This window comes from Microbacterium maritypicum MF109, from assembly GCF_000455825.1.
Taxonomy (GTDB): domain Bacteria; phylum Actinomycetota; class Actinomycetes; order Actinomycetales; family Microbacteriaceae; genus Microbacterium; species Microbacterium maritypicum_A.
In genome coordinates this window covers 423,824-449,401 of sequence record NZ_ATAO01000206.1, presented here as the reverse complement: position 1 = coordinate 449,401, position 25,578 = coordinate 423,824, and the positions used below count along the sequence as shown (strand labels likewise).

The following is a 25,578-nucleotide window of genomic DNA, read 5'->3' as shown; positions in this document are numbered from 1 at the left end:
CTGTTACTTCTGTGCGGCTTCGAAGAGGGCGAGCACGTCGTCGGAGGACTCCGTGATCGTCAGCGTGACGACGGGGCGGCCGTGCTCGGCGAGCACAGCAGCGTCACCGGCGGCCTGGGCCTGGATGAGCTGCCCGAAGGTGAAGGGACGGTCCGGGATCTCGAGGTCGACCTCGGTGCGCTCCAGGATCTGCAGGAACACGCCCTGCGCGGGGCCGCCCTTGTGATACTGCCCGGTCGAGTGCAGGAACCGCGGCCCCCATCCGAACGTGGTGGGTCTTCCGGAGTCTGCCGCGACCAGCTCGCGCAGGCCCTGGAGCTGCGGCACCTCGAGACGGTTGACGTAGGCCTGGATCGACACGTAGCCGTCTGCCGGAAGCTGGGCCCAGAGAGCATCGAGCACGCCCTCGACGTTGCCGGACACGGCGAGAGCCGGATCCGACACGCGGACCTCGACGCCGTTCTCGACGAATGCGGGAGCGGTCGGCTCCGGACGCGCGTCGAGGAGGCCGCGAGCAGCGACCTTGGCCGACTCGACGTCGGGCTGGTCGAACGGGTTGATGCGCAGCAGATGTCCGGCGATCGCCGTGGCGTATTCCCACACGATCAGTTGGGCGCCCAGCGTTCCGCTGACGAGGATCTCGCCCTCGTGACGCTCGTGCAGGTGGAACTCGTTGGCGTCATCGACCAGTCGGACGATCTGCAGGTCGGCGGGCACGGGATCGAGCTCGGGGGAGACCGGGAGCAGGACGACCGGGAGGATGCCCGTGCCCTCCTTGCCGGTGGATTCGGCGATGAGCTGCTCGATCCAGTCCGGGAGACCCTTGATGTGCGTGCCGTCGGTGATCAGCCCGAGCTTGTCGCGGCGGGGGTTCGTCGCGGCGATCGCCGCGCCCAGGCGCAGGGCGGGATTCTCGGCCGAGTCGACGGCCACCTCGAGCAGCGAGGCCTCGGCCTCGTTCAGCAGCTCATCGATGTCGACCCCCGCGAGCCCGGACGGCACCAGGCCGAAGGCAGTTAGCGCCGAGTAGCGTCCGCCGACGTTCGGGTCCGCGTTGAAGACGCGGTAACCCGCCTCGCGAGCCGAGGCGTCGAGCGGTGAGCCGGGATCTGTGACGACCACGATGCGCTCGACGGGGTCGATGCCGAGGTCGCGGAACGCCGCCTCGAACGTGCGCCGCTGAGAGTCGGTCTCGACCGTGGAGCCGGACTTCGACGAGACGACGAGCACGGTGTCGGCGAGGCCCTCGTCGAGAGCGGCGAGCACCTGTCCCGGAGCCGTGGAGTCGAGGATCGTGAGGGGGACGCCCGCGGTCTGCGCGATGACCTCGGGCGCGAGCGACGAACCGCCCATGCCCGCCAGCACGACGCGGGTGACGCCCTTGGCCTCGAGGTCGGCACGCAGTGCGACGATCTCGGCGACGAGCGGACGGGAGACCGAGACGGCCTCCACCCATCCGAGGCGCACGGAGGCCTCGGCTTCGGCCGCGGGGCCCCAGAGAGTCGCGTCTCCGCCGGTGATGCGCGAGGCGATCAGATCATGGACGAGGCTGGGTACCGTCTCATCGATCGCGGCGCGGGGTGCACCGGATGTGTGGATCGAGAACGTCATCGCTGCGACTCCAGTCCTTCGGCGACCTGCGTCAGCAGATCGTGCCACGAGTCGATGAACTTCGATACGCCCTCGTCTTCCAGCACCTGGGTGACATCGGCGAAGTCGATGCCGACCTCGGCGAGCCCGGCGAAGACGGCGCGGGCCTCTTCGTAACCACCGGTGATGGTGTCGCCCGTGACGACACCGTGATCGAACGTGGCCTCGAGCGTCTTCTCGGGCATCGTGTTGACGACACCCTGGGCGACGAGCTCGGTGACGTAGAGCGTGTCGGGCAGGGCCGGGTCCTTGACGCCGGTGGACGCCCACAGCGGACGCTGCAGGTTCGCGCCCGCGTCGAGGAGAGCCGTGGCACGCTCGCCGGCGAACGTCTTCTCGAACAACTCGTAGGCGAGGCGTGCGTTGGCGAGCCCAGCCTTGCTCTTGAGGGCCTCTGCGGCCTCCGTGCCGATCGCGGTGAGGCGCTTGTCGGTCTCGGTGTCGACGCGCGACACGAAGAACGAGGCGACGGAGTGGATCGTCGACAGATCGATGCCCGCGGCCTTGGCGGTCTCGAGGCCGGTCAGGTACGCCTCGATGACCTCGGCGTAGCGCTCCAGGCTGAAGATCAGCGTGACGTTGACGCTGATGCCCGCCCCGATCGCCTCGGCGATGGCGGGGAGACCGGCCTTGGTCGCCGGGATCTTGACGAGCAGGTTCGGGCGGTCGACCTTGGACCACAGCTCCTTGGCCTGTGCCACGGTGCCGGCGGTGTCATGCGCCAGGTCGGGGGAGACCTCGATGGAGACGCGGCCGTCGACGTGGTTCGATGCCTCCCAGACCGGGCGGAACACGTCGAGGGCGGCAGCGACATCCTGGGTGGTCGCGGCGAAGACCGCTTCCTCCGCAGTGGCGCCGGAGGCGGCGAGCTCGGTGACCTGAGCGTTGTACGACGTGTCGTTCTTGTCGGTGATCGCGTTCGCGAAGATCGTCGGGTTGGTCGTCACGCCCACGACGTTGCGCGACGAGATCAGGTCGGCGAGGTTACCCGAGGAGATGCGCGTGCGGGAGAGGTCGTCGAGCCAGATGCTGACGCCGGCGGCGGCGAGCTGTGCGGTGGGGGTGCTCATGCGTTCTCCTTGGTGCTGTTGGCCGCGATGGTCTCGCGGGCGGCCGCGATGACGGCCTCGGTGGTGATGCCGAACTTCTCGAAGAGGGTCTTGTAGTCCGCGGAGGCGCCGAAGTGGTCGATGCCGACCGAACGGCCGCGGTCGCCGACGATGCCGCGCCAGCTGAGCACGGATCCCGCCTCGACCGAGACACGGGCGGTGACGGAGGCGGGAAGCACGCTCTCGCGGTACTCCGCATCCTGCTCGTCGAACCACTCCAGCGACGGAGCGGAGACGACCCGCACGTTCACACCTTCCGCAGCCAGCGCCTCGCGGGCGTTCACCGCGAGCTGCACCTCCGAGCCGGTGGCCACGATGATGACGTCCGGGGTGCCGTTGGGTGCTTCAGCGAGGACGTAGGCGCCCTTGGCGGCGTTGACGGCCGAGGCGAAGGTGTCGCCGGAGGCTGCGCCCTCGCCGCGTTCGAACACCGGGATGTTCTGGCGAGTCAGGGCGATGCCGGCGGGTCCTTCGTGGCGGCGGAGGATCTCCAGCCACGTCGCTGCCGTCTCGTTCGCGTCCGCGGGGCGCACGACCGTGAAATTCGGGATCGCGCGGAGCGTCGCGAGCTGCTCGACGGGCTGGTGGGTCGGACCGTCTTCGCCGAGGGCGACCGAGTCGTGGGTCCAGACGAAGATGCTGGGCACGTTCATGAGCGCCGCGAGACGCACGGGCGGGCGCATGTAGTCGCTGAAGATCAGGAAGGTCCCGCCGAAGGCGCGCGTCGGGCCGTGGAGCACGATGCCGTTGATGATCGCGCCCATGGCGTGCTCGCGGATGCCGAAGTGGAGCACTCGACCGTAGGGGTTGCCCGACCACTCGTGGGTCGACCACTCCGCCGGGATGAACGAGGGCGCGCCCTTGATCGTGGTGAGGTTCGACTCGGCGAGGTCGGCCGAACCGCCCCACAGCTCGGGGAGCTCGGCAGCGAGGGCGTTGATGACCTGGCCGGACGCGGCGCGGGTCGACACCTCCTTGCCGGCTTCGAAGACGGGCAGCGCGCTCGTGATGTCGCCAGGCAGCTCGTGCGCCTCCAGGCGGTCGAGCAGGGCCTTCTTCTCGGGGTTCGCGGCGGCCCAGGCATCGAACGACTCCTGCCAGGCGGCACGGACGTCGGCGGCGCGAGCTGCGAGTCCACGGGTGTGTGCGAGCACGTCATCAGCGACAACGAAGTTCTGCTCGGGGTCGAAGCCGAGCACCTTCTTGGTCGCGGCGAGCTCGTCGGCGCCGAGAGCGGAGCCGTGGATCTTGCCGGAGTTCTGCTTGCCCGGCGACGGCCAGCCGATGATGGTCTTGAGGATGATCAGCGACGGCTTCGAGGTCTCGCCCTTGGCGGCTTCGATCGCAGCGAACAGCTCGGCGACGTCTTCGACGTATTCGCCGGTCTTCTTCCAGTCGACGACCTGCACCTGCCAGCCGTAGGACTCGTAGCGCTTCGCGACGTCTTCGGTGAAGGCGACGTTCGTGTCGTCCTCGATGGAGATCTGGTTGGAGTCGTAGATCGCGATCAGGTTGCCGAGCTGCTGGTGGCCCGCGAGCGAGGAGGCCTCGCTGGTCACGCCCTCCTGCAGGTCGCCGTCACCGGCGATCACGTACACGAAGTGGTCGAAGGGGCTCGTACCGGCCGCAGCCTCGGGGTCGAAGAGACCGCGCTCGTACCGGGCGGCGTACGCGAAGCCCACGGCCGATGCGAGGCCCTGGCCGAGGGGGCCGGTGGTGATCTCCACACCCTTGGTGTGGCCGTACTCCGGGTGGCCCGGCGTCAGCGAGCCCCAGGTGCGCAGCGCCTTGAGGTCGTCCAGCTCGAGACCGAAGCCGCCGAGGTACAGCTCGACGTACTGGGTGAGGGAGGAGTGTCCGGCCGAAAGGATGAACCGGTCGCGACCGAGCCAGTCGACATCGGTCGGGTCGTGACGCAGCACCCGCTGGTAGAGGAGATACGCGGCCGGAGCGAGGCTCATGGCTGTGCCGGGGTGACCGTTACCGACCTTCTCCACGGCATCGGCCGCCAGGATTCGAGCGGTGTCCACCGCGCGTCGATCGATCTCATCCCACTGCAATTCCGACACGTTCATGCCCTTTCCGACAGTTTCGAGGGCGCCCGTATTCCCTGGCGCATCCGCATCATCACGGAGAAGTGTGCACATCGCCGGGCGCGCGAGTGTTTTCAGCATAGCGGTGACGTGCCTTGCGCTACGCGGGCCCGCGAGCCGGAACACGTCATCCCGTGTCATACACTGGAGAGGTTGTCCGGTCACACGTGCGGAGGAGGCGATCGAGATCTCGACGATGTCTGATCAGACCGTGAGGAAGTCGTCCATCGGTCGCACGGTGAAGGCCTACGTCACGCTGACCAAGCCGCGTGTCCTCGAGCTGCTGCTCGTGTCGACCGTGCCGGTGATGTTCCTGGCGCAGGGCGGACTCCCGAACCTGTGGCTCGTGCTGGCCACCGTCATCGGCGGCTCGTTGAGCGCCGGTTCCGCGGCGTCCTTCAACATGTACCTCGACCGCGACATCGATGCGCACATGCACCGCACCGAGAACCGCCCGCTGGTGACCGGCGAGGTCAGCCCGCGCGGCGCCCTGATCTTCTCGTGGACACTCGCCGTCGCCTCGACCGTCTGGCTCCTCGTCACGACGAACTGGCTCACGGCGGCCCTCTCGGCGACGGCTATCTTCTTCTACGTCGTGATCTACACGATGATCCTCAAGCGCCGCACCGAGCAGAACATCATCTGGGGCGGGATCGCCGGTTGCTTCCCGGTGCTCATCGGATGGTCCGCGGTCACCGGTTCGCTCGACTGGCCGGCGTTCATCCTGTTCCTCCTCGTCTTCCTGTGGACGCCGCCGCACTACTGGCCGCTGTCGATGAAGTACAAGGACGACTACGAAGACGTCGACGTTCCGATGCTGGGCGTCACGCGCAACGCCTCGCAGGTCGGCCTCCAGGTCATCCTCTACGCGTGGGCCACCGTCGCCTGCTCGCTTCTCCTCATCCCGATCGCGAACATGGGGCTGGTGTACACCGTGTCTGCGACGGTGTTCGGCGGATGGTTCATCTACGAGTCGCACCGCCTCTACAACCGTGCGGTCCACGGAACCGAACCGCGTCCGATGCGCGTCTTCCACGCGTCGATCACTTACCTCACGCTGATCTTCGTGGCGGTTGCGGTCGACCCGCTGCTGCCGTTCTGACCCGGGTTACGTCTGAGACGACGGAGCGGCGCCGAGGAATTCCTCGGCGCCGCTCCGTCGTCATCCGTTCCGACGATCAGCGGGTGATCGGCGGAGTGCTTTCCGGCTCGGCGTCGGTCGCGGGCGCGCCGTTCGTGGCCGCGTCATTCGTGGCGGTGTCGTTCGTGGCCGCGGTCTCGGGAACGGCGTCGGTCGCCACCTCCTCGGACACAGGAGTGGCGTCGGTCGACGGCGTGGTGTCGACCGCGACAGGGGCGGGCGTCTCGTCGGTCTCGACGGTCCAGTCGATCGCTTCGACGACGGCCGGGGCGGGCGTGGGGACGAGTGAACGTGCAGCGACGAGTCCGAGGGTCAGCAGGATGCCGACGATTCCGGCTGCGAGCACGCCGGCACCCACCACGACGAGCGACTGACCGACGTATACCTCGACGCCGGTGGCGGTGCCATCGAGCAGCGTGGTCGTCATCGTGCCGATCTGACCGGAGATCAGCCAGGCGCCGACCGCCGTCGTGGCGAGGGACACGACCAGGAGGAGCCAGAATCCGATGCTTCGTGTGAGTGACTTGTTCATGCGGACCATCATCGCCGACATCCTGATGAGTCGACGATGCGCTGCCTGTGGATCGCCTGTGCGGGGTCAGTCCGCGGCTGCGGCTGTGCGCTTGAGGTGCAGCACGACCACGGTGTAGGTCGCGGCGGAGAGCGAGGCCAAGACCATGTGGATGCCGACGAGGAGAGGCGGGAGGCCCTCTCTGGCCTGCCAGACGCCGACGCCGACCTGCACGAGGATCGCGAGGACGAGGACGAGCAGCCACCGGCGCGGCTCGAGTCGCAGCACCCACGCCGCGACCGTGAGGAACAGCACTAGCGCCGCCAGGATGTAGCCCGGCCACGAGTGCACGTGTGCCAGCACGGTCGCGTCGAACCCGTGACGCAGCACATCGGCGTCGCCCGAGTGCGGGCCGGAACCGGTGGTCAGCACGCCGAAGACGATCGTGACGGCCAGAGCCAGGCCGGTCACGTGCGTGACGACGGCGAACCAGGAGGGCACCGCACGCTCGCGCGGTCCGGGGGAGGTCTTCAACCGCACGAGGAAGGCCGCGGTGATGCACACGAGCAGCAGCGACGAGGTGTAGTGGAAGCCCACGATGAACGGGTTGAGTCCGGTGAGGACCGTGATGCCGCCGACGAGCGCCTGCGCGACCACGCCGATCAGCGTGAGCCAGGCGAGCAGGACGAGGTCCCGTCTCGCGGGAGTCGTGCGCACGGATCGGACAGCCGCGGCGATGACCGCGATGAGCAGGACACCGGAGGCGATCGGGAAGGCGGGGATGTGGAACGGAGCGGCGATGGCGTAGGCGACACCCGCGGCGACGAGGCCGCCGGCCGCGAACCAGAGCGCGTTGACGAGGCCGCGCTTCCCGCTGAACAGACGCAGCACCAGCAGCACCACGACCAGCGCGATGATCCCGACCACCCCGGTCATCAGACGGTTGCCGAACTCGATGATCCCGTGGATGCCCTGCACCTCGAGGATCGGCACCAGTGAGTCCGGCGTGCACAGGGGCCAGTCCGAGCATCCCAGGCCCGATCCGGTGAGACGGACGGCGCCGCCGGTGCCGATGATGATGGTCTCGCTGATGAACGACAACCACGCGAAGACCGTCAACGCGCGCCCCCAGGACGAGGAACGGGCGGGGACCGCCGGCGTCGTCGAGCTGGCGGGGATCATCGTCTCGGGCATAAGTCCTCCGGACCGCACGGGACGCGGCGGGCATGGCCCGTCTGTCAGGCGGAACCTGTAGAATCGGATTGTTGCGATGAGCGCTGACAGCGCTGAAGCATCGTCAACAGTTTAGGCGCGATGGAAGCGCCGGTGATGAGGGCCCACCAACGGCACCCGCTCCCGCAGACTCGACGGGGATCAGGTGTGTCGGGGCGGATGACACCGTTTGGGACCTGTGAGGAGAGTGTTGGATGTCGGATGTGCTGATCGACCGCCCGGAGCTTGACGGTCTGGGGGTGTACGAATTCGGCTGGCACGATGAGGATGCTGCGGGTGCCATCGCGAAACGCGGCATCTCCGAAGACGTCGTCCGTGGGATCTCGAGCCTCAAGAATGAGCCCGAATGGATGCTGAAGACCCGTCTCAAGGGGTACCAGCTCTTCGGGCGCAAGCCGATGCCGACCTGGGGTGCAGACCTCAGCGAGATCGACTTCGACAACATCAAGTACTTCGTCCGCTCCACCGAGAAGCAGGCGCAGACGTGGGAAGACCTTCCCGCCGAGATCCGCGAGACCTATGAGCGCCTCGGCATCCCCGAGGCCGAGCGTCAGCGCCTCGTGGCCGGCGTCGCGGCTCAGTACGAGTCCGAGGTCGTCTACCACCAAATCCGCGAAGACCTCGAAGCCCAGGGCGTCATCTTCATGGACACCGACACGGCACTGCGCGAGCACCCCGAGTTCTTCGAGGAGTACTTCGGCACCGTCATCCCCGCAGGCGACAACAAGTTCGCTGCGCTGAACACCGCCGTGTGGTCTGGCGGTTCGTTCGTGTACGTCCCGAAGGGCGTGCACGTCGAGATCCCGCTGCAGGCCTACTTCCGCATCAACACCGAGAACATGGGGCAGTTCGAGCGGACGCTCATCATCGCCGACGAGGACAGCTATGTCCACTACATCGAGGGCTGCACGGCTCCGATCTACAAGTCGGACTCCCTGCACTCGGCCGTCGTCGAGATCATCGTGAAGAAGAACGCCCGCGTTCGGTACACGACGATCCAGAACTGGTCGAACAACGTCTACAACCTGGTCACCAAGCGCGCCGTGGCGTACGAGGGCGCAACCATGGAGTGGGTCGACGGCAACATCGGCTCCAAGGTCACGATGAAGTACCCGTCGATCTATCTGATGGGCGAGCACGCCAAGGGCGAGACCCTGTCCGTCGCCTTCGCCGGTCCCGGTCAGCACCAAGATGCCGGCGCCAAGATGATCCACATGGCGCCCTACACGCAGTCGTCGATCGTCTCGAAGTCGATCGCTCGTGGTGGCGGACGTGCCGGATACCGCGGCGAGGTGCGCGTCGACGCGGCGGCGCACCACTCCGCCAACACGGTGCGCTGCGACGCTCTGCTCGTGGACACCAAGTCCCGCTCCGACACCTACCCGGCCATCGACATCCGCGTCGACGACGTGCAGCTCGGCCATGAGGCCACGGTCTCGAAGGTGAGCGAGGAGCAGCTGTTCTACCTGCAGTCCCGCGGCATGCCCGAGGACGAGGCGATGGCGATGATCGTGCGCGGCTTCATCGAGCCGATCGCACGGGAGCTTCCCATGGAGTACGCGATGGAACTGAACAAGCTCATCGAGATGGGCATGGAAGGATCGGTCGGCTAGTGACGGCCTCGACGACAGCGCCCGCCGAGGCGCAGAACACCGACGCGCCCGCGAGCGCGCACATCGATCCGGCGGCACAGGTCGCCGCCGCGGGATTCGTCCCCGTGCAGACCCGCTCGGAGCGCCCGCACTCCTTCGACCCCGCTGATTTCGGCGCCCCGACCGGGCGCGAGGTCAACTGGAAGCACACGCCGGTCGCGAAGTTCGGCGGACTCTTCACCGACGAGCAGGGAGACGAGGACGCGGTGACCTATGGTCTCGGCGCGGCCGAAGCGTTCCTCGAGCCGTCTGCGGACGAGAAGGGCCCGTACGGCGAGTTCTTCCGCCCCGAGGATCTGCCGAGCGCCCTCGCGTGGAAGCACAGCCCCCGCGGTCTGCACATCCAGATCCCTGCCGAGGCCGAACTCGACGAGCCGATCATCGTCCCCGTCGAGGGGAAGGGTGCAGACAAGCGCGCTTTCGGGCAGATCCTCATCGAAGCCCTCCCGCATTCGCGCGGCACCATCGTGCTCGCGCACTCCGGTTCCGCGCAGTATGCGCAGAACGTCGAGATCATCGTGCGCGACGGAGCCAAGCTCACCGTCGTCAGTCTCCAGCGCTGGGAAGACGACGCGGTTCACGCGTCCGCTCACCAGGCGACGGTCGGAGCAGACGCGACTCTCCGGCATTTCGTGATCAGCTTCGGCGGCGGAGTGGTCCGCGTCAACCCGAGCGTCGAGCTGACGGGCGCCGGGTCCGAGGGGTACCTGTACGGGCTCTCGTACGCGGATGCCGGGCAGCACCTCGAGAGTCAGGTCTACCTGCACCACAAGGGACCCCACACCAAGGGTGATGTCCTCTACAAGGGCGCGCTGCAGGGTGAGGGCGCGCACAGCGTGTGGATCGGCGACGTGTTGATCGGCGCCGACGCGACCGGAACCGACTCCTACGAGGCGAACCGCAACCTGGTGCTGACGGAGGGCGCGCGTGCCGACTCCATCCCGAACCTCGAGATCGAGACCGGTGACATCCTCGGCGCCGGACACGCGAGTGCCACCGGTCGGTTCGACGACGAGCAGCTGTTCTACCTGCAGGCTCGCGGCATCACCGAGGAGGAGGCGCGACGTCTGGTCGTGCTCGGGTTCCTCACCGACATCGTGCAGCGCCTCGGCATCCCTGCCCTCGAGACCGAACTGCTGGCAGCGATCGAGACGGAGCTCGCCGAGGTGAGCGCATGACCGCCGAGCGCGTCTGCGGCGTCGCCGACCTCGAACAGGACATGCCGCTGCGCGTGGACCCGGGCGGCGTCCCCATCACGGTGATCAAAGACGGCGAGGGCGTCATCCACGCCATCGGCGACACCTGCACCCACGGTGACATCTCGTTGTCCGAGGGCTTCGTCGAGGGTGACACCGTGGAGTGCTGGGCCCATGGCTCCGCCTTCTCGCTGCTCACCGGCAAGCCCCAGAATCTCCCCGCATATGAGCCCGTCCCCGTCTACGTCGTCCAGATCGACGGCGACGACGTGCTCATCGATCCGACTGTGATTAAGGAAGTCTGAAGAATGTCTGTTCTCGAGATCCGCGACCTGCATGTGACGGTCGAGACCGATGCGGGGACCACCCCGATCCTCAACGGAATCAACCTCACCATGAACACGGGTGAGACCCACGCCATCATGGGCCCCAACGGCTCTGGCAAGTCGACGCTGGCCTACACGATCGCCGGGCACCCCAAGTACACGGTGACCTCCGGTTCGATCACGTTCGACGGCCAGGATGTCCTGGAGATGAGCGTCGACGAGCGGGCCCGCGCCGGCCTCTTCCTCGCGATGCAGTACCCGGTCGAGATCCCCGGCGTCACGGTGACGAACTTCCTGCGCACGGCCAAGACGGCACTCGACGGCGAAGCGCCGGCGATCCGCGGCTGGACCAAGGACGTCAAGGCGGCCATGTCGAACCTGCGCATGGACCCGAAGTTCGCGCAGCGCAACGTCAACGAGGGCTTCTCCGGTGGCGAGAAGAAGCGTCACGAGATCCTGCAGCTCGAGGTGCTGAAGCCGAAGTTCGCGATCCTCGACGAGACCGACTCCGGCCTCGACGTCGACGCGCTCAAGATCGTCTCCGAGGGCGTCAACCGTGCGAAGGAGTCCACCGGGCTCGGCGTGCTGCTGATCACGCACTACACCCGTATCCTCCGCTACATCCGGCCCGACTTCGTACACGTGGTGGTCGCGGGCAAGATCGTCGAAGAGGGTGGCCCCGAGCTCGCGGACCGGCTGGAGAACGAGGGATACGACCGTTTCCTCGACCCTGCAGCCCCCATCGAGGCGTAGGCTGATCGCATGACAGCGACCCTCACGGACGAGAAGTACGACGCGGTCACCGAGGCTCTCAAAGACGTCATGGACCCCGAGCTCGGGATCAACGTCGTCGACCTCGGCCTCATCTACGACCTCGCCTGGGATGACGAGAACGATGCTCTCGTCATCCACATGACGCTGACCAGCGCCGGCTGCCCGCTCACGGACGTCCTCGAGGACCAGACCGCCCAGGCTCTGGACAGCGTCGTCGATCGCTTCCGGATCAACTGGGTCTGGATGCCACCGTGGGGCCCGGAGCGGATCACGGATGACGGACGCGACATGATGCGCGCCCTCGGCTTCGCTATCTGACCCCGCAGGAGCATTGCCGGAAGGCATCATCGGCGTGCGTCGGATCGGATGGCACCGCGACGGCGCGTGTCGGAACCTCGGGAGAACCAATGCTTCAGGTGAAGGCCCTGCCTCTTGCGGAACTCCGCGAGCGCAGCAGCGAGAAGTGGCGGGAGTACCCCGCCGACGTCTTGCCGCTATTCGTCGCGGAGACCGATTTCCCGTTGGCTCCGGCCATCTCGACGGCGTTGCAGCGTGCGGTGGAGATCGGTGACACGGGGTATGTCGCGTCACGCACGCCACTCGCGGAGTCGTTCGCGGCCTTCGCGAGCCGACGCTACGGGTGGGACCCTGACCCGGCCCGGATGCGCAGCACGGCTGACGTGAGCATGGGGATCGTGGAGATCCTGCGTCGCGTGACGCAGCCGGGGGAGCGGATCGTCGTGACGCCGCCCGTGTACCCGCCCTTCTATGATCTGGTCGCTGAGGCCGGTGCAGAGGTCGAACGGGTACCGCTTCGCGATACCGGCACCGGCTGGGAGCTCGACATCGACGGGATCCGCGCGGCGTTCGACGACGGTGCGACGGCGATCCTGCTCTGCAACCCGCACAACCCCACTGGCACGGTGCACGATCGGGACAGTCTCGCAGCGCTCGCGGAGCTGGCCGACGAGTTCGGCGTCGCGGTCGTCTCGGACGAGATCCATGCGCCCCTCGCCCAACCGGGCACGGGGTTCACCCCTTTCCTGTCCGTGAGCGACTCTGCACAGCGGGTGGGCTACGCCGTCGTGAGCGCCAGCAAGGCGTTCAACCTGGCCGGGCTCAAGTGCGCCCTCATGGTCACGGCCGACGACGCGACCAGCGCCGTCGTCCGAGGTCTTCCGGTCGAGGTCGAATGGCGAACGGGGCAGTTCGGGCTGCTCGCGGCCGTCGCGGCGTTCTCGGAGGAGAGCGATGAGTGGCTCGACGGTCTGCTGCGCACTCTCGACGAGAACCGCGTGCTGCTCGAGGATCTTCTCGCCGCCCGTCTTCCCGGCGCGCGCTACCGCATCCCCGATGCGGGCTACCTCGCCTGGATAGATCTCTCCGCACTGGAGTGGGGCGACAACCCCGCTCGGCGCATCCTCAAGGACGCCAAGGTCGCCCTGCACTTCGGGCCGTCGTTCGGCGCGGAGGGCGCGGGCCACGTGCGACTGAACTTCGGCACCAGCCCCGAGATCCTCACCGAGGCCATCGAGCGCATCGCGTCGCTCGTCGGCCGATGACCGCCGCCGACGCCGCGACGATCTGGGACCGCCAACGGATCTGGGTGACTCTCGGCGCGGTCGCGCTGATCTTCCTCGCGGCGATCGAGGCTCTGGCCGTCACGACGGTGATGCCGATCGTCAGCGAGGCTCTCGATGGTGAGGCCCTGTTCGCCGTGGCCTTCGCGGGAACCCTCGCGACGAGCGTGATCGGCATGGTCGCGACCGGAGCCTGGTCAGATGCCCGCGGCCCCCGCGGCGCCCTCTACGTCGCGGTGACGCTCTTCATCATCGGTCTGCTCCTCTCGGGCTTCGCCGTCACGATGCATCAGTTCCTGGTCGGACGCCTCGTCCAGGGGCTCGGGACGGGAGGGCAGACGGTCGCACTGTACGTCGTGGTCGCACGCTTGTATCCGCCCCATCTGCACGGTCGGATCTTCGCCGCCTTCGCCGCGGCGTGGGTCGTGCCGTCCATGGTCGGTCCGTTTCTGGCGGGCGCTGTCGCCGAGTATCTCGATTGGCGCTGGGCCTTCTTGGGCGTGGCCGTGCTCACCGCTGCGGCGTTCCTGATGATCGCCGTCCGCCTCCGTGGGGTCGACCTCGGGCGTGGCGAGCCGCAGGATCGCCGTACGCTCATCGTCCGCCTGTTGCTCGCGGTCGTCGTCGCGGTCCTCGCCGTCGTCGTCGGCTTCTCCGCCGAGATGACCCCCTCGATCAGATGGCCGGTGGCGCTCGGCGCCGTGCTGGCGATCGGCTTCGCCGTACTGCCACTCCTGCCGCGGCGTACCTTGCGGGCAGGGCTGGGGCTTCCCAGCGTGGTGCTCATGCGAGGAATCGTGGCGGGAGCCTTCTTCGCTGCGGAGGCCTACATCCCCTATCTGCTGATGAAGAAGTTCGACTTCAGCGCGACCTGGGCGGGCGTCGCCCTCATGCTCGCGGCCCTCGCGTGGGCGGGTGCCTCGGCCCTGCAGGGGCGGTTCGGCGAGAGACTCGGCAATCACCGCATCACGACGATCAGCCTGGGGTCACTCCTGGTCGCGATGCTGTGCGTGCTCACCGCCGCCGTGTTCGACGTCTCGGCGGCCGTCGTGGTGGTGGGCTGGGCATTCGCCGGCGGCGGGATGGGACTGCTCTATCCACGCCTCACCGTCCTGACCCTGGCCTACTCGGACGAGACCAATCAGGGGTTCAACTCCTCCGCGTTGTCGATATCGGACGCGGCCGGATCAGCCGTCGCCATCGCACTCGCCGGTCTCGGTGTCGCGACGCTCGGCGGCGAGGCCGGGGCGTTCAGCGCGGTCTTCGCGTTCTGTATCGCTCTCGTCGCGTTGGCTGTCGTACCCGGGCTCAGGCTCGGGCACGCGGCGGAGTCGCCGGCGCGCTGAGGTCTCCCGCGAGGGCGGTGACCCCGAGGTCGAACACGCCATCGAGTCCGGCGGTGACGTCGAGAGCGCCGGCGTCGGGCAGAGCGCCGTGGCTGTCGGCATGCATGCGCTGTTGGACGAGCGTTGCGTGTCCGAGCACGAAATGCAGGATCGCGGCTCCACGGTCATCCGCATCGGGGGCTCCCTGCGCGCGGAGCGCATCGGTCAGCGCGGTCTGCGCCTGCGACGAGCCGAGTTGGAGCGCATAGGTGCTGAGGACCAGTTCGGCGCCGTCACGGTAGGCGAAGAGTGCGTCGCGGATGCCGCGCGCGGTCGTGAGGACGTCGGTGCTCCCGTGAGGGATCGATGCGGTGATCCGGTCGGCGAGTTCGGCCAGCAGCTCCTGCTTGCTCGCGAAGTGCCAGTAGAGCGCGCTGGGTTGCACGTCGAGCCCGGCGGCGATGCGCCGCATCGAGAGATCGGCGAGTCCCACCTCGTCGAGCAGGGCGAGAGCGCGCCTGGCCACGCTGTCGCGGTCGTGACGTGCCGGATTGTGCTCGGGACTCATGCTCCGATTATAGTGAACGACGTTCAGGTGAACAGTGTTCAGGACCGTGACGGGGAGATCAGATGATGGGGTGCCCTCAGGTCGCCGGGGCTCCGATCACGCTCGAGCGGGTGTCGGTGCAACTCGACGGACGTTCGGTGCTGCATGACATCAGCGTCGAGCTCACGGCTTCCACGATCGCCGTGATCGGGGCGAACGGTTCGGGGAAGTCGACGTTCGCGAGGCTGCTGAACGGACTCGTCACACCCCACAGCGGCACCGTGCGTGTGCACGGACATGACACCGTGCAGGAGCGTGCAGCGGTGCGCCGCCTCGTGGGCTTCGTCTTCACCAATCCGGATGCGCAGATCCTCATGCCGACACCGGCCGAGGATCTCGCGCTGTCGTTGCGCGGTCGCCCGAAGGCGGAAGTGGCCGCGCGCGTCCAGGAGACCCTCGAGACGAACGGACTGGGCGCGCACGCCGAGGTCCCGGCATCGATGCTGTCCGGTGGGCAGAAGCAGATGCTCGCGCTGGCGTCGGTGCTCATCGCGCAACCGCGCGTGATCGTCGCCGACGAGCCGACCACGCTGCTGGATCTACGGAACGCCCGCCGCATCGGCGACCTCCTGCTCGCACAGCAGGCGCAGGTGGTGGTGGTCACGCACGACCTCGACCTCGCTGCCCGCTGCGACGCCGCGCTGCTCTTCGAGGACGGGAGGATCGCCGCCTCCGGTGAGCCGGCGCGCGTGATCGACGCCTACCGGCGGGCGTGCGCATGATCCCGCTCTACCGTCCGGGAACGGGGCTCATCCATCGAGCGCCGGCAGGCTTCAAACTCGCGGCCCTGGCTGTCGGCGCCCTCGTGCTCTCGCTGTATCCGCACGACTCGCTGAGCATCGGCGTCTCGCTCGCGATCGTCGTGGGGCTGTACGGCCTGAGCGGACTGCCGTTCCGTGTGCTCGTCACGGAGGCCTGGCGTCTGCGCTGGATCGTCCTCGTCCTCGCCGCGGCGCTGCTCATCTTCGTGTCGCCCGTCGCCGCGTGGATCAGCACAGGGAGGGTCGTGGCGGTGCTCCTCCTGGCGAGCCTGCTGACCCTGACCACTCGGATGTCGGACCTTCTCGCGGTGCTCCATCGTCTCCTCCGTCCGCTTCGCAGCATGCGGGTCGATCCGGAGGCGGTGGCGCTGACGATATCGCTCACCCTCACGACAGTCCCGGTGATCGCCGGGTTCGCCGCACGCGTGCGCGAAGCCGAGCAGGCCCGCGATGTGCGCCTGGGGATCCGCACCGTCGTGCCGCTGCTGGTGCTCGCATTGCGGCACGCGGATGACGTCGGCGAAGCGCTGGCGGCCCGGGGCATCGTCTGACTCAGGCCGGCACTGGCGCGTTGACTGCGACTCGTGCTCGCTGTGTCGGTCGCTGAGAAGCCGACAGCGACGAGAGTCGCAGCGCGGCGCCGATCAGCGCGATCGCGATCAGCGCGGTCGATACCGAGGTGCCGAGCACCAGAAGGAGCACGATCCCGACCAGACCGCTCAAGGTTCCGATGACGATGCGGTGCATCGAGGTCGTCGCCGAGGGCGCGGGCTGCGACTCGAATCGCGTGAAGGCGACGGCGACGAGAGCGGTGAGAGCGAGAGCCGTCGCCAGCCAGAGGGGACGCCCGGCCCACCATCCCGCGCTGTCCAACGCCGGCAGGCTGGCTCCGGCGACGAGTGCGTACACTGCGGTGACACCGGCCATCAGGAGCAGTACCGGCATGTGCCAGAGGTAGATCGTCATGGTGCGCACCGTCACGAAGGCGGTGAACGCGGCGACCCGCGGCCGACGGCTGAACCGTTCGAGACGCTCGCGGTGCAGTGACAGCAGGCTGGTGTGCGCAACTCCGACGAGGAGGAGCGCCGCGGTCGGCGGGTTGATGTTCGCGATGAGGTCGGGGGAGTAGATGCCGAAGGCGAAGGTCGCGACGAGCAGAAGGAGGGCCGTGATCCCGGCGGTGGCGCGTACGCGCCTGGCGAGGCGGTCGATGCTGCCGTCGGCCAGGAAGAACCCGAGCTGCTGGAGGGTCATCCACACGAAAGCGAGGTTCAGGAACCCCAGCCCGTCGATGCCGGTGGCTGTGCGCAGCACGTCGACGGTGATCGAGGCGAGCACCAGCGCGCCGATCGTGCGCAGCGGTGCGCGTTCATGGGCGGAGGCGAGAAGAGGGAGCAGAGCCTGACAGAGCAGGAAGACGCCCAGGAACCAGAGCGGCTGCCCGTATCGGAATCCCGCCGTCGCGATGAGGTCGGCGGGAACGCCGAAGACCGTGAGCAGCGCGAGTGCGAGTGCGATGACCGCGATCGTGAAGATCGCCGGACGCAGCAGTCGATGCACACGGCCGGCGACGAAGCCGATGGCCGTGCCTCCGCGCTGATGCATCCGCCGGTAGGCCAGCAGACCCGAGAACCCTCCGATGACGAAGAACAGGGGCATCACCTGGAGGAACCAGCTGAGCGGCGCGATCCATCCGGTCCCGTCGCTGGCATTGGCGAAGACCGGTCCGGAATCGGTCACGGTGACGCCGACCATGATGGCGTGCAGGAGCACGACCCCGAGGACGCAGAGGGCCCGGAGGAAGTCGATCCCGGTGTCGCGGGATGCGCGTGGGGGAGCTGTGGTGCTGACGGCGCGCGGTGCCTGGACGATGGCCATGAGTCCTCCTCGGAAGCGGTGTTCCAGGAGACTATGGAGGTGGTGCCGGCGAGGGCATCACCCGTGGGTGCCGTCACGACCCCCTACGACGGGGTGAGTCAGGACGACGGTTCGACGAGTCCGGTGTCGTACGCGAGGATCACGGCGTGCACGCGGTCTCGCAGGCTCAGTTTGGCGAGCACCTTGCCGACATGCGTCTTGACGGTCTGCTCTGCGATGAAGAGATCGGCGGCGATCTCGGTGTTAGAACGACCTCGACCGATGAGCACGAGCACCTCGCGCTCGCGATCCGTGAGCTCGGCGAGAGCCGTCGCCGAGCGCGGTGCGCGGGGGCGGCGGCCGGCGAACTGCTCGATCATGCGGCGCGTCACGCTGGGCGCGAGCAGCGCATCGCCGTCCGCGACGACCCGAACCGCGTGCACGAGCTCCTCCGGTAGAGCATCCTTCAGCAGGAAGCCGCTGGCGCCGGCCTCGAGCGCGTCGTACACGTAGTCGTCGATGTCGAATGTGGTGAGCATCAGGATTCGAGGTACGTGCGCGGCCGGATAGGAGGGGCCGAGGATGCGCCTCGTGGCCTCGATCCCGTCGAGCTCCGGCATGCGCACATCCATGAGGATCACATCGGGATCGAGACGCGCGGCGAGGGTGACCGCTTCCGCACCGTTCGCCGCCTGCCCGGTCACGCGGATGCCGTCATGGGCGTCGAGGAGCGCGGCGAACCCTGCTCGAACCATGGCCTGGTCGTCGGCGATGAGGACGCTGATGGTCACAGGCTCTCCTTGTCAGGGGAAGGGGATGAAGGCGTGCTGGCCGGGGCGGCGTCGAGGGGGAGGACGGCGTCGACATCCCATCCTCCGTCGGACGCGGGGCCGGCGGAGAGACTGCCGCCGAGGATCTCGGCGCGCTCCCGCATGCCCCGGAGCCCGTAACCGGTGCCGTGACTCTCGGCGCGGTGCGGCGGTGCGTCGTTGTGCACCTGGATGTGGATGCTGGGCGCCTCTGCGCGCACGCGCACAGCGATGCGTGCACCGGGTGCGTGTCGCACGGCGTTGCTCAATGCCTCCTGCACGATGCGGAAGGCGGCGATCTGGACAGCAGGTGTGGCGGAGGCGGTTTCGGTTCCTTCGAGGACGAGTCCGACGTCGACACCGGCGCGGCGGATGCTGTCGACAAGGGCGGGGATGTCGTCGACGCCTTGCTGCGGGGCCAGTTCGGCGCTCTGGTCTTCGGTGCGGAGCACCCCGAGCATGCGTCGCATCTCCGTGAGCGAGGTCCGGGCGGTGGCGGCGATGTCGTCGAACTCCGTGATGGCGGCGGTGCCGAGCTCGGGAATCCGATACTTGGCCGTCGAGGCCTGCACCTGGATCACCGACATGCTGTGGGCGACGACGTCGTGCAGCTCCCTGGCGATCCGTGTGCGCTCTTCGACGAGCGCGCGCCTGGCCTCCTCGAGCGCGCTGTGCTCCTTCTCGCGCGTCAGCTCGGCGGCGACGCGGACCCGCCCGGCTATCAGCGCTGCGATGAGGAACATCGCGGAGGCGACTGCAGTCGTGACGATCAGGTCGGCGGTCGCACTGGCGGATGACGCCGGGAGGGCGACCATGTCGGGCCGGAGCACGGGGGCGAGAAGCGAGGCGATCGCCCCGAGGATCAGGGCGAAGGCTCCGATCCTCGTCCCATGGAGGAAAGTGACGACGCCGACGAAGAGGACGAAGACGAGGAGTGCCGGAACGGACCACGGCCAGGGAGACTGGATCGCCAGCTCCGGCACGACCGTGAGCGGCAGGGTGAACGCACTCGCCGTGAACAGGATGAGAGCCCAGCGAGGACGTGAGATCGCGAGGAGCGGCGAAGCGCACAGCACAGCTCCGAGGATGAACGACAGCGGCAGCGGTGTGCCGTACAGGAGGGTCTGCAGCGGGACGATCACCGCGTACAGCGCCACGACCGCCGCACCCAGCGCCACGAGGGCGGAGGTGCGGCGGTTGATCCGTTGGCGGAGCGGTGTGCGCTCCCGGCGTCGTGCCATGACTGTCATCCTGCCAGCTGGGGCGCCGGCGCACGGCGGCGACGGGCCGCGGCGATCCGGTCGATCACGAACCCGATGACGAGGGCGATGACGATGCCGAGCCCGGCGCTGAGCAGGGGCTGGTCTTTGATCCAGGCGCCGGCGAGCAGACCGATCGCGAGGCTGAACACGCTCCAGCTGACCCCGGCGATGAGGCTCAAGGGGAGGAAGCGCCGCCAGGGGAAGTGGAGAGCGCCCGCGCTCATGTTGACGGCGACCCGACCGACCGGGATGTAGCGGGCGCCGAGGATGAGCGTCGCGCTCCGACGGTCGAGTGCGCGCTGGGCGTGAGCGAATGCCGCCGCCACCCGGGGGCGTCGCATCCACGCGAACCTCGTCGTGCCCACCGCTCGCCCGATGACGAAGGCGAGATTGTCTCCGATCGCCGCACCGATCGCGGCGACGAGCCCGAGGAGCACCAGGTTTCCCTCGCCGGTGGAGGCGGTGACCGCCGCCGCGGCGACGAGCACGGTCTCGCTGGGAACCGGGGGGAAGAAGCCGTCGATGACGGTGACGGCGAACAGGACCAGGTACAGCCAGGGTGAGGCGATCGCCTGCATGATGAGCTCGTTGAGGATGTCCACTCCCGTACGTTATGCAGCGGACCCCGAGCCGGGCATCCCTCTCGAGTATCGGGACCCTCACCCTTCGGAGTGATCTTGCTGAGCGCGACTCCCGGCGACGCCGCTTATACTGGGAGGCTGGCCGATCGGCCGACAACCTCCCCGAAAGAACGGACGTCCGCTGTGCTTGCCGTGCACGACCTCGAGATCCGCGTTGGCGCGCGCCTGCTGATGGAGAACGTCTCGTTCCGCGTCGCCGACGGAGACAAGATCGGACTCGTCGGCCGCAACGGGGCCGGGAAGACCACGCTCACCAAGGTGCTCGCCGGTGACGTGCTCCCGTCGGGCGGAAGCGTCACCCGCTCCGGGGAACTCGGCTACCTGCCGCAGGACCCTCGTTCGGGCAATCCCGAAGACCTCGCGCGTACGCGCATCCTCGATGCCCGCGGGCTCGGTCAGCTCAACCTCGGCATGACCGAGGCGGCCCTCGCCATGGGTTCCGACGACCCCGCGGTGGCCGACAAGGCCATGAAGCGCTACGCCCGACTCACCGAGCAGTTCGAGGCGCAGGGCGGCTACGCGGCCGAAGCCGAAGCCGCGTCCATCGCCAACAACCTGTCGCTTCCCGACCGTATCCTCGACCAGCCGCTGTCGACGCTGTCCGGCGGTCAACGCCGTCGGATCGAACTCGCGCGCATCCTCTTCTCCGACGCGCAGACGATGATCCTCGACGAGCCGACCAACCACCTCGACGCCGACAGCGTCGTGTGGTTGCGCGAGTTCCTCAAGGGCTACAAGGGCGGGCTGATCGTGATCAGTCACGATGTGGAGCTCGTCGGCGAGACCGTCAACCGGGTGTTCTACCTCGACGCGAACCGCCAGATCATCGACACATACAACATGAACTGGAAGAACTACCTGCGTCAGCGGGTGGCTGATGAGGAGCGTCGCAAGAAGGAACGCGCGAACGCCGAGAAGAAGGCGACGACCCTGCAGCTGCAGGCCGCCCGCTTCGGTGCGAAGGCTTCGAAGGCCGCTGCTGCGCACCAGATGATCGCGCGCGCCGAGAAGCTGCTTGCCGGACTGGACGAGGTGCGTCAGGAGGACCGGGTGGCGAAGCTGCGCTTCCCGAAGCCCGCCCCTTGCGGTAAGACGCCGATGATGGCCTCCGGCCTCTCGAAGTCGTACGGCTCGCTCGAGATCTTCACCGACGTCGACCTGGCGATCGATCGCGGTTCGAAGGTCGTCGTGCTCGGACTCAACGGTGCAGGAAAGACCACACTGCTGCGGATGCTCGCCGGCGTCGACCAGCCCGATACGGGACAGCTCGAGCCGGGGCACGGCCTCAAGGTCGGCTACTACGCGCAGGAGCACGAGAACCTCAACGTGAACCGCTCGGTGCTCGAGAACATGGTCTCGGCCGCTCCGCACATCACGGAGACCGAAGCGCGCAAGGTGCTCGGGTCGTTCCTGTTCACGGGTGACGACGTGCTCAAGCCCGCCGGCGTCCTCTCCGGTGGTGAGAAGACCCGTCTGTCGCTCGCGACGCTGGTCGTGTCGTCGGCGAACCTGCTGCTGCTCGATGAGCCGACCAACAACCTCGATCCTGCCTCGCGCGAGGAGATCCTCGGTGCGCTCGCGCACTACGAGGGCGCAGTCGTGCTCGTCTCGCACGACCCCGGTGCCGTGCAGTCACTCAACCCCGAACGTGTGCTGATCCTGCCGGACGGGGTCGAGGACATCTGGAGCCAGGAGTACCAGGACCTCATCGAGCTCGCCTAGGGGGTCGGTTCCGTGTCGGCGGCCCGGGATATCGTGACGGACATGGGGCTGGGGCACATCCGCGCGATCTGCTGGGACTGGAACGGCACGCTGCTCGACGATGCCGAGATCTGCCGTCAGGTCATGAACGCCGTGCTCGAGGAGCACGCGCTCGAACCGCTCGCCGACGAGCACGCGTACCGATCCGTCTTCCGCTTCCCGATCCGGGACTTCTACCGCTCGGTCGGACTCGGGGACGACCGATTCCTGTCGGCCGCAACCACGTATCTCGACCTGCTCGCCCAGCGCGTCGGCGAGGCGCCGCTCCACTCCGACGTGCGGGCCACGCTCGCGGTGCTCCGTGAGCGAGGGATCCGCCAGGTCCTCGCTTCGGCGACTCTTCCGGATGCCCTCGCTCGGCAGATGGCCCCGCACGACCTGGGCGAGGCGTTCGAAGCGGTGCTGTCGATCGACGATCCCTTCCGCGCCTCCAAGCACGATGTGATCTCGCGATGGCTGGCGACATCCGGGATGGCTGCGCATGATGTGCTCGTCGTCGGCGACACCAATCACGATCGAGAGATCGCGGACGATCTCGGCGCGGAGTTCGTCCATTTCGACGGCGGGCACCAGAAGTGGGCAGGAGACACCCGCCGGGTCTCGACGCTCGGCGAGCTGATCGACCTCCTGGGGCCGCTCCCGGTGGGTTCCGCCTCCGCCGAACTCGCCTGACCACTCGGCCCTGCCCGGGGCGGACCCATGGCATAGTCGAGAGCATGCCGTTCGCGCATCCCCCGTCCTCGTCAGACATCAGCGACTGGTTGCGTGCGCAGCCTTCCCTCACCGGGGTCGCGCCGCCGCTCGATCTCGCAGGGCTTCCCGAAGATCCCGTGCCGTTATTCGTCGATTGGATCGGAGAGGCCGCCGAGAGCGGGGTCGCGGAACCGCACGCGGCGACCCTGGCGACGGTCGACGATGACGGCGTGCCGGATGCGAGGACACTGATCCTCAAGGGCGTCGACGCGCGAGGATGGGCGTTCGCCGGGACGCGCTCGTCCCGCAAGGGCGAGCAGATCGCCGCACGCCCTGCCGCGGCGTTGAACTTCTGGTGGCAGCCGCTCCGACGGGCCGTGCGGGTCCGGGGAATGATCCAGGAAGCGTCCGAGGTGGAGAGCGCCGCAGATCTCGCCGCGCGGTCGGCTGACGCTCGTCGCGGTGTCGCGCCGGGGGAATGGGTGCTCTGGAGGATCGTCCCGGCGCGGGTCGAGTTCTGGCAGGGATCGGCGGACCGGAACCACAGCCGGATCGTCTTTCAGCGCGCGGAGGGCGGCTGGAGCCGCAGCGTGACGGGCGAGGCCGCCGGTGTGGCGAGATATAGAGGCGCAGGGGAGCGGACATGAGCGGTTATCAGGTGCTCGAGATCGGGTCGCTCGACGAGTGGCGCACCCACCATGGTGGCTTCGATGCCGCACGATCGCGCGACGGGCGTCGCGTCGTCGACCATGAGCTGACGATGCAGTACATCGGGATGACCGCGAACGCGTTGGAGCCGGGCGAAGAGGCCGGCTACTGGCACGTGCACCGGAAGATCGAAGAGGTCTACGTGTTCCTCGGAGGGCGAGGGCAGATGGGGCTGGACGACGATGTGGTGGAGGTCGGCCCCGGTACCGTGATCCGCGTCGGTCAGGGCGTCGCTCGCACGTGGCGGGCGCGACCGGACAGTCCGGGCGAACTGCGCTGGCTCTGTCTCCGCGCCGGCGGCGAGGAACTGCCGCACCTTCCGGACGACAGCTCGCGGCTACCGGAGCGCCCGATGCCATGGTCGGACCGAGCGAGCACCGGCTGAAGAGTCACCGTACGTCGAGCAGTTCGTCCTCGACGTCGGCGTCGTGGTCCTTGCGGCGCGACTTCTTGACGGGGGCTTGGACTCCCTCGACCTCCTCGCGGTGCTTCACGATCTCCGTCCGGATGATGTATCCGATGAAGATGAAGCCCATCAGCGCGAAGAGAATCCACTGGATGGCATAGGACAGGTGCGGACCCGGATCGTCGGTGGGGGAGTCGAATCCCCCCAGCGTCCCTGCGCCGGCCGGGTCCTCGCTGATCATCCGTCCGTAGGCTCCGGTGATCACGTCACCGTCGACGAGATCGGCGATGGTCGGCAGATTGATGGTCGGCACCTGACCTTCGGGCGCGCCACGGCCCGATGCCGGAACCTGCTCACCCGGGCGAAGACGCACGGTGACCTCGGCTTCGCCCTCCGGCGGTGCTGGCACCGAATCCGGCGCGTCCCCGTCACCCGGCGGCACCCAGCCGCGATCGACGATGAAGATGCGACCATCGACGTCGCGGAACGGCACGAGCACCTCGAAGGCGCTCGTCCCGCCGTGCGGGCGGTTGCGCACCAGGAGCTGCTGGTCGGCGAGGTATTCGCCCTGCAGGATCACCGGTCGCCACTCGTCGGAGGGATCGAGGGCACCGTCTTCTCCGATGAGGTCGGAGAGGGGAACAGGCTTCGCGTCGTAGTTCTCTTCAACGAGCTCGATCTGCGCGGCTCTGGTCTCGTTGCGCTCGAACTGCCAGTTCGACAGGAAGACGCACGCGACCGCGAAACCGATCGCGATGAGCACGTAGACGGCCCATCGGGTCAGACGTCCGCTCATGCGGGGATCCCATCCCGAACACTGACAGGGAAGTCACGTGCTGCCAGATAGTCCCGGAGGTAGGCGACGTGCTCATCGCACGCCAACCAGATCTTCTCCCGATCGGCGGCATGGATGCGGGGGTTGCGCCATACGACCTGTCTGGTCGCCGCGCTCCGGCAGCCGGCACGCGAGCATTCGAGGTCTGTCATCGGTCCTTCGGGCCTTCGTGGATCGTGAACACCGGTGGTGTCGCGGGCTGGCTCTCGATCGGTGCGGGCGCCGGGGCGGACAGCTCCTGAACCGGCGACTCGGCACCGGTCTCGGTGCTGTCGCTGCCCGCGTTGGCGAAGACCACGGCGATGTACGGCAGCACGGCGGCGGAGATCCCGAAAACCCAGGTGTACCAACCGTACGGCTGGACCAGCACCATCAGAGCGAAGCACGCGATGCGGATGGACATCGTCAGGACATAACGGCGCACACGATGGTCTGCCTCATCCCGCGGAGACTGCGGCAGTGAGGTGACGGCCGGGACTTGACGCGCGTTCTTCACGATGTCTCAAGCCTACGCCGGTACCGGGCATTCGGCGTGCCGGTTCGGAGGCGGTTCAGCGCGAGAAGACGACGGGCAGGCTGAGCGCTCCGACGAACAGGAAGCCGATGAAGACGCCGATGAGGGGGAACGCGCCGATCGCGATTATCGCG

27 protein-coding genes are annotated in these 25,578 nt (G+C 67.9%); 14 read left to right on the top strand and 13 right to left on the bottom strand.

Features of this window, described 5'->3' with window-relative positions; translation table 11 throughout:
- Positions 1-3: 3 nt before the first annotated feature.
- The 3 genes from L687_RS36410 to tkt are packed head-to-tail and all read right to left on the bottom strand — an operon-like array spanning position 4 to position 4,828.
- Positions 4-1,611, bottom strand: coding sequence for a glucose-6-phosphate isomerase (locus tag L687_RS36410; protein WP_021200765.1), 1,608 nt, complete (start codon positions 1,609-1,611; stop codon positions 4-6).
- On the bottom strand, positions 1,608-2,720 hold the full coding sequence (gene tal, locus L687_RS36405; protein WP_021200764.1) for a transaldolase: 1,113 nt from the start codon (positions 2,718-2,720) through the stop codon (positions 1,608-1,610). Before tal ends, L687_RS36410 begins: the two co-directional genes overlap by 4 nt.
- Complete coding sequence (tkt, locus tag L687_RS36400; protein ID WP_031207717.1) at positions 2,717-4,828, bottom strand: transketolase; 2,112 nt, start codon at positions 4,826-4,828, stop codon at positions 2,717-2,719. Before tkt ends, tal begins: the two co-directional genes overlap by 4 nt.
- Positions 4,829-5,048: 220 nt before the next feature.
- On the opposite strand from tkt, the gene L687_RS36395 reads away from it, so the two are divergent.
- A complete protein-coding gene (locus L687_RS36395; RefSeq protein WP_021200762.1) occupies positions 5,049-5,954 on the top strand; it encodes a heme o synthase in 906 nt (301 codons plus the stop codon).
- 76 nt (positions 5,955-6,030) lie between these two features.
- Here L687_RS36395 and L687_RS36390 read toward each other — a convergent pair whose 3' ends face one another.
- Both L687_RS36390 and L687_RS36385 read right to left on the bottom strand, forming a co-directional pair.
- Complete coding sequence (locus L687_RS36390; RefSeq protein WP_031207714.1) at positions 6,031-6,525, bottom strand: hypothetical protein; 495 nt, start codon at positions 6,523-6,525, stop codon at positions 6,031-6,033.
- 66 nt (positions 6,526-6,591) lie between these two features.
- The gene (locus L687_RS36385; protein WP_021200760.1) at positions 6,592-7,698 is read right to left on the bottom strand and encodes a COX15/CtaA family protein; all 1,107 of its coding nucleotides are present in this window, start codon (positions 7,696-7,698) and stop codon (positions 6,592-6,594) included.
- A gap of 233 nt (positions 7,699-7,931) precedes the next feature.
- Here L687_RS36385 and sufB point away from each other — a divergent pair, with 233 nt between their 5' ends.
- The 7 genes from sufB to L687_RS36350 all read left to right on the top strand — a co-directional run bounded on the left by sufB (position 7,932) and on the right by L687_RS36350 (position 14,611).
- A complete protein-coding gene (gene sufB / locus L687_RS36380) occupies positions 7,932-9,350 on the top strand; it encodes a Fe-S cluster assembly protein SufB (RefSeq protein WP_021200759.1) in 1,419 nt (472 codons plus the stop codon).
- Positions 9,350-10,567 carry a Fe-S cluster assembly protein SufD gene (sufD, locus tag L687_RS36375; protein WP_021200758.1) on the top strand — a complete coding sequence of 406 codons (1,218 nt, stop codon included), beginning with the start codon at positions 9,350-9,352 and terminating at the stop codon, positions 10,565-10,567. The genes sufB and sufD overlap by 1 nt, the downstream gene beginning before the upstream one ends.
- Entirely contained in the window at positions 10,564-10,890 is a 327-nt protein-coding gene (locus L687_RS36370) for a non-heme iron oxygenase ferredoxin subunit (RefSeq protein ID WP_017830403.1), read from the top strand. The genes sufD and L687_RS36370 overlap by 4 nt, the downstream gene beginning before the upstream one ends.
- A 3-nt stretch (positions 10,891-10,893) precedes the next feature.
- The gene (gene sufC / locus L687_RS36365; protein WP_021200757.1) at positions 10,894-11,664 is read left to right on the top strand and encodes a Fe-S cluster assembly ATPase SufC; all 771 of its coding nucleotides are present in this window, start codon (positions 10,894-10,896) and stop codon (positions 11,662-11,664) included.
- 9 nt (positions 11,665-11,673) lie between these two features.
- Positions 11,674-12,003 (top strand): metal-sulfur cluster assembly factor, encoded by a 330-nt coding sequence (locus tag L687_RS36360; RefSeq protein WP_021200756.1) that lies wholly within the window; start codon positions 11,674-11,676, stop codon positions 12,001-12,003.
- 89 nt (positions 12,004-12,092) lie between these two features.
- Complete coding sequence (locus L687_RS36355; protein ID WP_021200755.1) at positions 12,093-13,247, top strand: MalY/PatB family protein; 1,155 nt, start codon at positions 12,093-12,095, stop codon at positions 13,245-13,247.
- Positions 13,244-14,611, top strand: a complete 1,368-nt coding sequence (locus L687_RS36350) for an MFS transporter (RefSeq protein ID WP_021200754.1) — start codon at positions 13,244-13,246, stop codon at positions 14,609-14,611. The genes L687_RS36355 and L687_RS36350 overlap by 4 nt, the downstream gene beginning before the upstream one ends.
- Here L687_RS36350 and L687_RS41610 read toward each other — a convergent pair.
- Positions 14,574-15,158 (bottom strand): TetR family transcriptional regulator, encoded by a 585-nt coding sequence (locus tag L687_RS41610; protein ID WP_021200753.1) that lies wholly within the window; start codon positions 15,156-15,158, stop codon positions 14,574-14,576. The two genes, L687_RS36350 and L687_RS41610, sit on opposite strands and share 38 nt — an antisense overlap.
- 62 nt (positions 15,159-15,220) lie before the next feature.
- Here L687_RS41610 and L687_RS36340 point away from each other — a divergent pair, with 62 nt between their 5' ends.
- Together L687_RS36340 and L687_RS36335 are read left to right on the top strand one after the other, a co-directional pair.
- On the top strand, positions 15,221-15,919 hold the full coding sequence (locus L687_RS36340; RefSeq protein WP_021200752.1) for an energy-coupling factor ABC transporter ATP-binding protein: 699 nt from the start codon (positions 15,221-15,223) through the stop codon (positions 15,917-15,919).
- The gene (locus L687_RS36335; RefSeq protein ID WP_021200751.1) at positions 15,916-16,509 is read left to right on the top strand and encodes a CbiQ family ECF transporter T component; all 594 of its coding nucleotides are present in this window, start codon (positions 15,916-15,918) and stop codon (positions 16,507-16,509) included. The genes L687_RS36340 and L687_RS36335 overlap by 4 nt, the downstream gene beginning before the upstream one ends.
- A 1-nt stretch (position 16,510) precedes the next feature.
- Here the strand turns inward: L687_RS36335 and L687_RS36330 are convergent, their stop codons facing one another.
- The 4 genes from L687_RS36330 to L687_RS36315 all read right to left on the bottom strand — a co-directional run bounded on the left by L687_RS36330 (position 16,511) and on the right by L687_RS36315 (position 20,488).
- Positions 16,511-17,836: an acyltransferase family protein gene (locus tag L687_RS36330; protein WP_021200750.1), complete on the bottom strand. Its 1,326-nt coding sequence runs from the start codon at positions 17,834-17,836 to the stop codon at positions 16,511-16,513.
- Positions 17,837-17,934: 98 nt separating this feature from the next.
- Positions 17,935-18,606 carry a response regulator gene (locus L687_RS36325; RefSeq protein ID WP_021200749.1) on the bottom strand — a complete coding sequence of 224 codons (672 nt, stop codon included), beginning with the start codon at positions 18,604-18,606 and terminating at the stop codon, positions 17,935-17,937.
- The gene (locus tag L687_RS36320; protein WP_021200748.1) at positions 18,603-19,865 is read right to left on the bottom strand and encodes a sensor histidine kinase; all 1,263 of its coding nucleotides are present in this window, start codon (positions 19,863-19,865) and stop codon (positions 18,603-18,605) included. Before L687_RS36320 ends, L687_RS36325 begins: the two co-directional genes overlap by 4 nt.
- A 5-nt stretch (positions 19,866-19,870) precedes the next feature.
- On the bottom strand, positions 19,871-20,488 hold the full coding sequence (locus tag L687_RS36315) for a DedA family protein (RefSeq protein WP_021200747.1): 618 nt from the start codon (positions 20,486-20,488) through the stop codon (positions 19,871-19,873).
- Positions 20,489-20,650: 162 nt separating this feature from the next.
- Here L687_RS36315 and abc-f point away from each other — a divergent pair, with 162 nt between their 5' ends.
- Genes abc-f through L687_RS36300 form a run of 4 tightly spaced genes read left to right on the top strand, consistent with a single transcriptional unit; the run spans position 20,651 to position 24,074 of the window.
- Positions 20,651-22,249, top strand: a complete 1,599-nt coding sequence (gene abc-f / locus L687_RS36310) for a ribosomal protection-like ABC-F family protein (protein ID WP_021200746.1) — start codon at positions 20,651-20,653, stop codon at positions 22,247-22,249.
- Positions 22,250-22,291: 42 nt separating this feature from the next.
- The gene (locus tag L687_RS0121805) at positions 22,292-22,960 is read left to right on the top strand and encodes an HAD family hydrolase (protein ID WP_152525916.1); all 669 of its coding nucleotides are present in this window, start codon (positions 22,292-22,294) and stop codon (positions 22,958-22,960) included.
- Between the two features lie 44 nt (positions 22,961-23,004).
- The gene (locus tag L687_RS36305; protein WP_021200744.1) at positions 23,005-23,628 is read left to right on the top strand and encodes a pyridoxine/pyridoxamine 5'-phosphate oxidase; all 624 of its coding nucleotides are present in this window, start codon (positions 23,005-23,007) and stop codon (positions 23,626-23,628) included.
- Entirely contained in the window at positions 23,625-24,074 is a 450-nt protein-coding gene (locus L687_RS36300; RefSeq protein ID WP_021200743.1) for a cupin domain-containing protein, read from the top strand. The genes L687_RS36305 and L687_RS36300 overlap by 4 nt, the downstream gene beginning before the upstream one ends.
- A 4-nt stretch (positions 24,075-24,078) precedes the next feature.
- Here L687_RS36300 and L687_RS36295 read toward each other — a convergent pair whose 3' ends face one another.
- Genes L687_RS36295 through L687_RS0121800 form a run of 3 tightly spaced genes read right to left on the bottom strand, consistent with a single transcriptional unit; the run spans position 24,079 to position 25,426 of the window.
- Positions 24,079-24,891, bottom strand: coding sequence for an SURF1 family cytochrome oxidase biogenesis protein (locus L687_RS36295; protein WP_021200742.1), 813 nt, complete (start codon positions 24,889-24,891; stop codon positions 24,079-24,081).
- A complete protein-coding gene (locus L687_RS43145) occupies positions 24,888-25,082 on the bottom strand; it encodes a hypothetical protein (protein WP_081859644.1) in 195 nt (64 codons plus the stop codon). The genes L687_RS36295 and L687_RS43145 overlap by 4 nt, the downstream gene beginning before the upstream one ends.
- Entirely contained in the window at positions 25,079-25,426 is a 348-nt protein-coding gene (locus L687_RS0121800) for a DUF3099 domain-containing protein (protein ID WP_031207707.1), read from the bottom strand. Before L687_RS0121800 ends, L687_RS43145 begins: the two co-directional genes overlap by 4 nt.
- Positions 25,427-25,578 lie beyond the last annotated feature (152 nt).

Coding starts and splice junctions, on each gene's coding strand:
- L687_RS36410 (WP_021200765.1), bottom strand. CDS start 1,611: ATGACGTTCTCGATCCACACATCCGGTGCACCCCGCGCCGCGATCGAT.
- tal (WP_021200764.1), bottom strand. CDS start 2,720: ATGAGCACCCCCACCGCACAGCTCGCCGCCGCCGGCGTCAGCATCTGG.
- L687_RS36395 (WP_021200762.1), top strand. CDS start 5,049: ATGTCTGATCAGACCGTGAGGAAGTCGTCCATCGGTCGCACGGTGAAG.
- L687_RS36390 (WP_031207714.1), bottom strand. CDS start 6,525: ATGAACAAGTCACTCACACGAAGCATCGGATTCTGGCTCCTCCTGGTC.
- L687_RS36385 (WP_021200760.1), bottom strand. CDS start 7,698: ATGCCCGAGACGATGATCCCCGCCAGCTCGACGACGCCGGCGGTCCCC.
- sufB (WP_021200759.1), top strand. CDS start 7,932: ATGTCGGATGTGCTGATCGACCGCCCGGAGCTTGACGGTCTGGGGGTG.
- L687_RS36370 (WP_017830403.1), top strand. CDS start 10,564: ATGACCGCCGAGCGCGTCTGCGGCGTCGCCGACCTCGAACAGGACATG.
- sufC (WP_021200757.1), top strand. CDS start 10,894: ATGTCTGTTCTCGAGATCCGCGACCTGCATGTGACGGTCGAGACCGAT.
- L687_RS36360 (WP_021200756.1), top strand. CDS start 11,674: ATGACAGCGACCCTCACGGACGAGAAGTACGACGCGGTCACCGAGGCT.
- L687_RS36355 (WP_021200755.1), top strand. CDS start 12,093: ATGCTTCAGGTGAAGGCCCTGCCTCTTGCGGAACTCCGCGAGCGCAGC.
- L687_RS36350 (WP_021200754.1), top strand. CDS start 13,244: ATGACCGCCGCCGACGCCGCGACGATCTGGGACCGCCAACGGATCTGG.
- L687_RS41610 (WP_021200753.1), bottom strand. CDS start 15,158: ATGAGTCCCGAGCACAATCCGGCACGTCACGACCGCGACAGCGTGGCC.
- L687_RS36340 (WP_021200752.1), top strand. CDS start 15,221: ATGATGGGGTGCCCTCAGGTCGCCGGGGCTCCGATCACGCTCGAGCGG.
- L687_RS36335 (WP_021200751.1), top strand. CDS start 15,916: ATGATCCCGCTCTACCGTCCGGGAACGGGGCTCATCCATCGAGCGCCG.
- L687_RS36330 (WP_021200750.1), bottom strand. CDS start 17,836: ATGGCCATCGTCCAGGCACCGCGCGCCGTCAGCACCACAGCTCCCCCA.
- L687_RS36320 (WP_021200748.1), bottom strand. CDS start 19,865: ATGGCACGACGCCGGGAGCGCACACCGCTCCGCCAACGGATCAACCGC.
- L687_RS0121805 (WP_152525916.1), top strand. CDS start 22,292: ATGGGGCTGGGGCACATCCGCGCGATCTGCTGGGACTGGAACGGCACG.
- L687_RS36305 (WP_021200744.1), top strand. CDS start 23,005: ATGCCGTTCGCGCATCCCCCGTCCTCGTCAGACATCAGCGACTGGTTG.
- L687_RS36300 (WP_021200743.1), top strand. CDS start 23,625: ATGAGCGGTTATCAGGTGCTCGAGATCGGGTCGCTCGACGAGTGGCGC.
- L687_RS36295 (WP_021200742.1), bottom strand. CDS start 24,891: ATGAGCGGACGTCTGACCCGATGGGCCGTCTACGTGCTCATCGCGATC.
- L687_RS43145 (WP_081859644.1), bottom strand. CDS start 25,082: ATGACAGACCTCGAATGCTCGCGTGCCGGCTGCCGGAGCGCGGCGACC.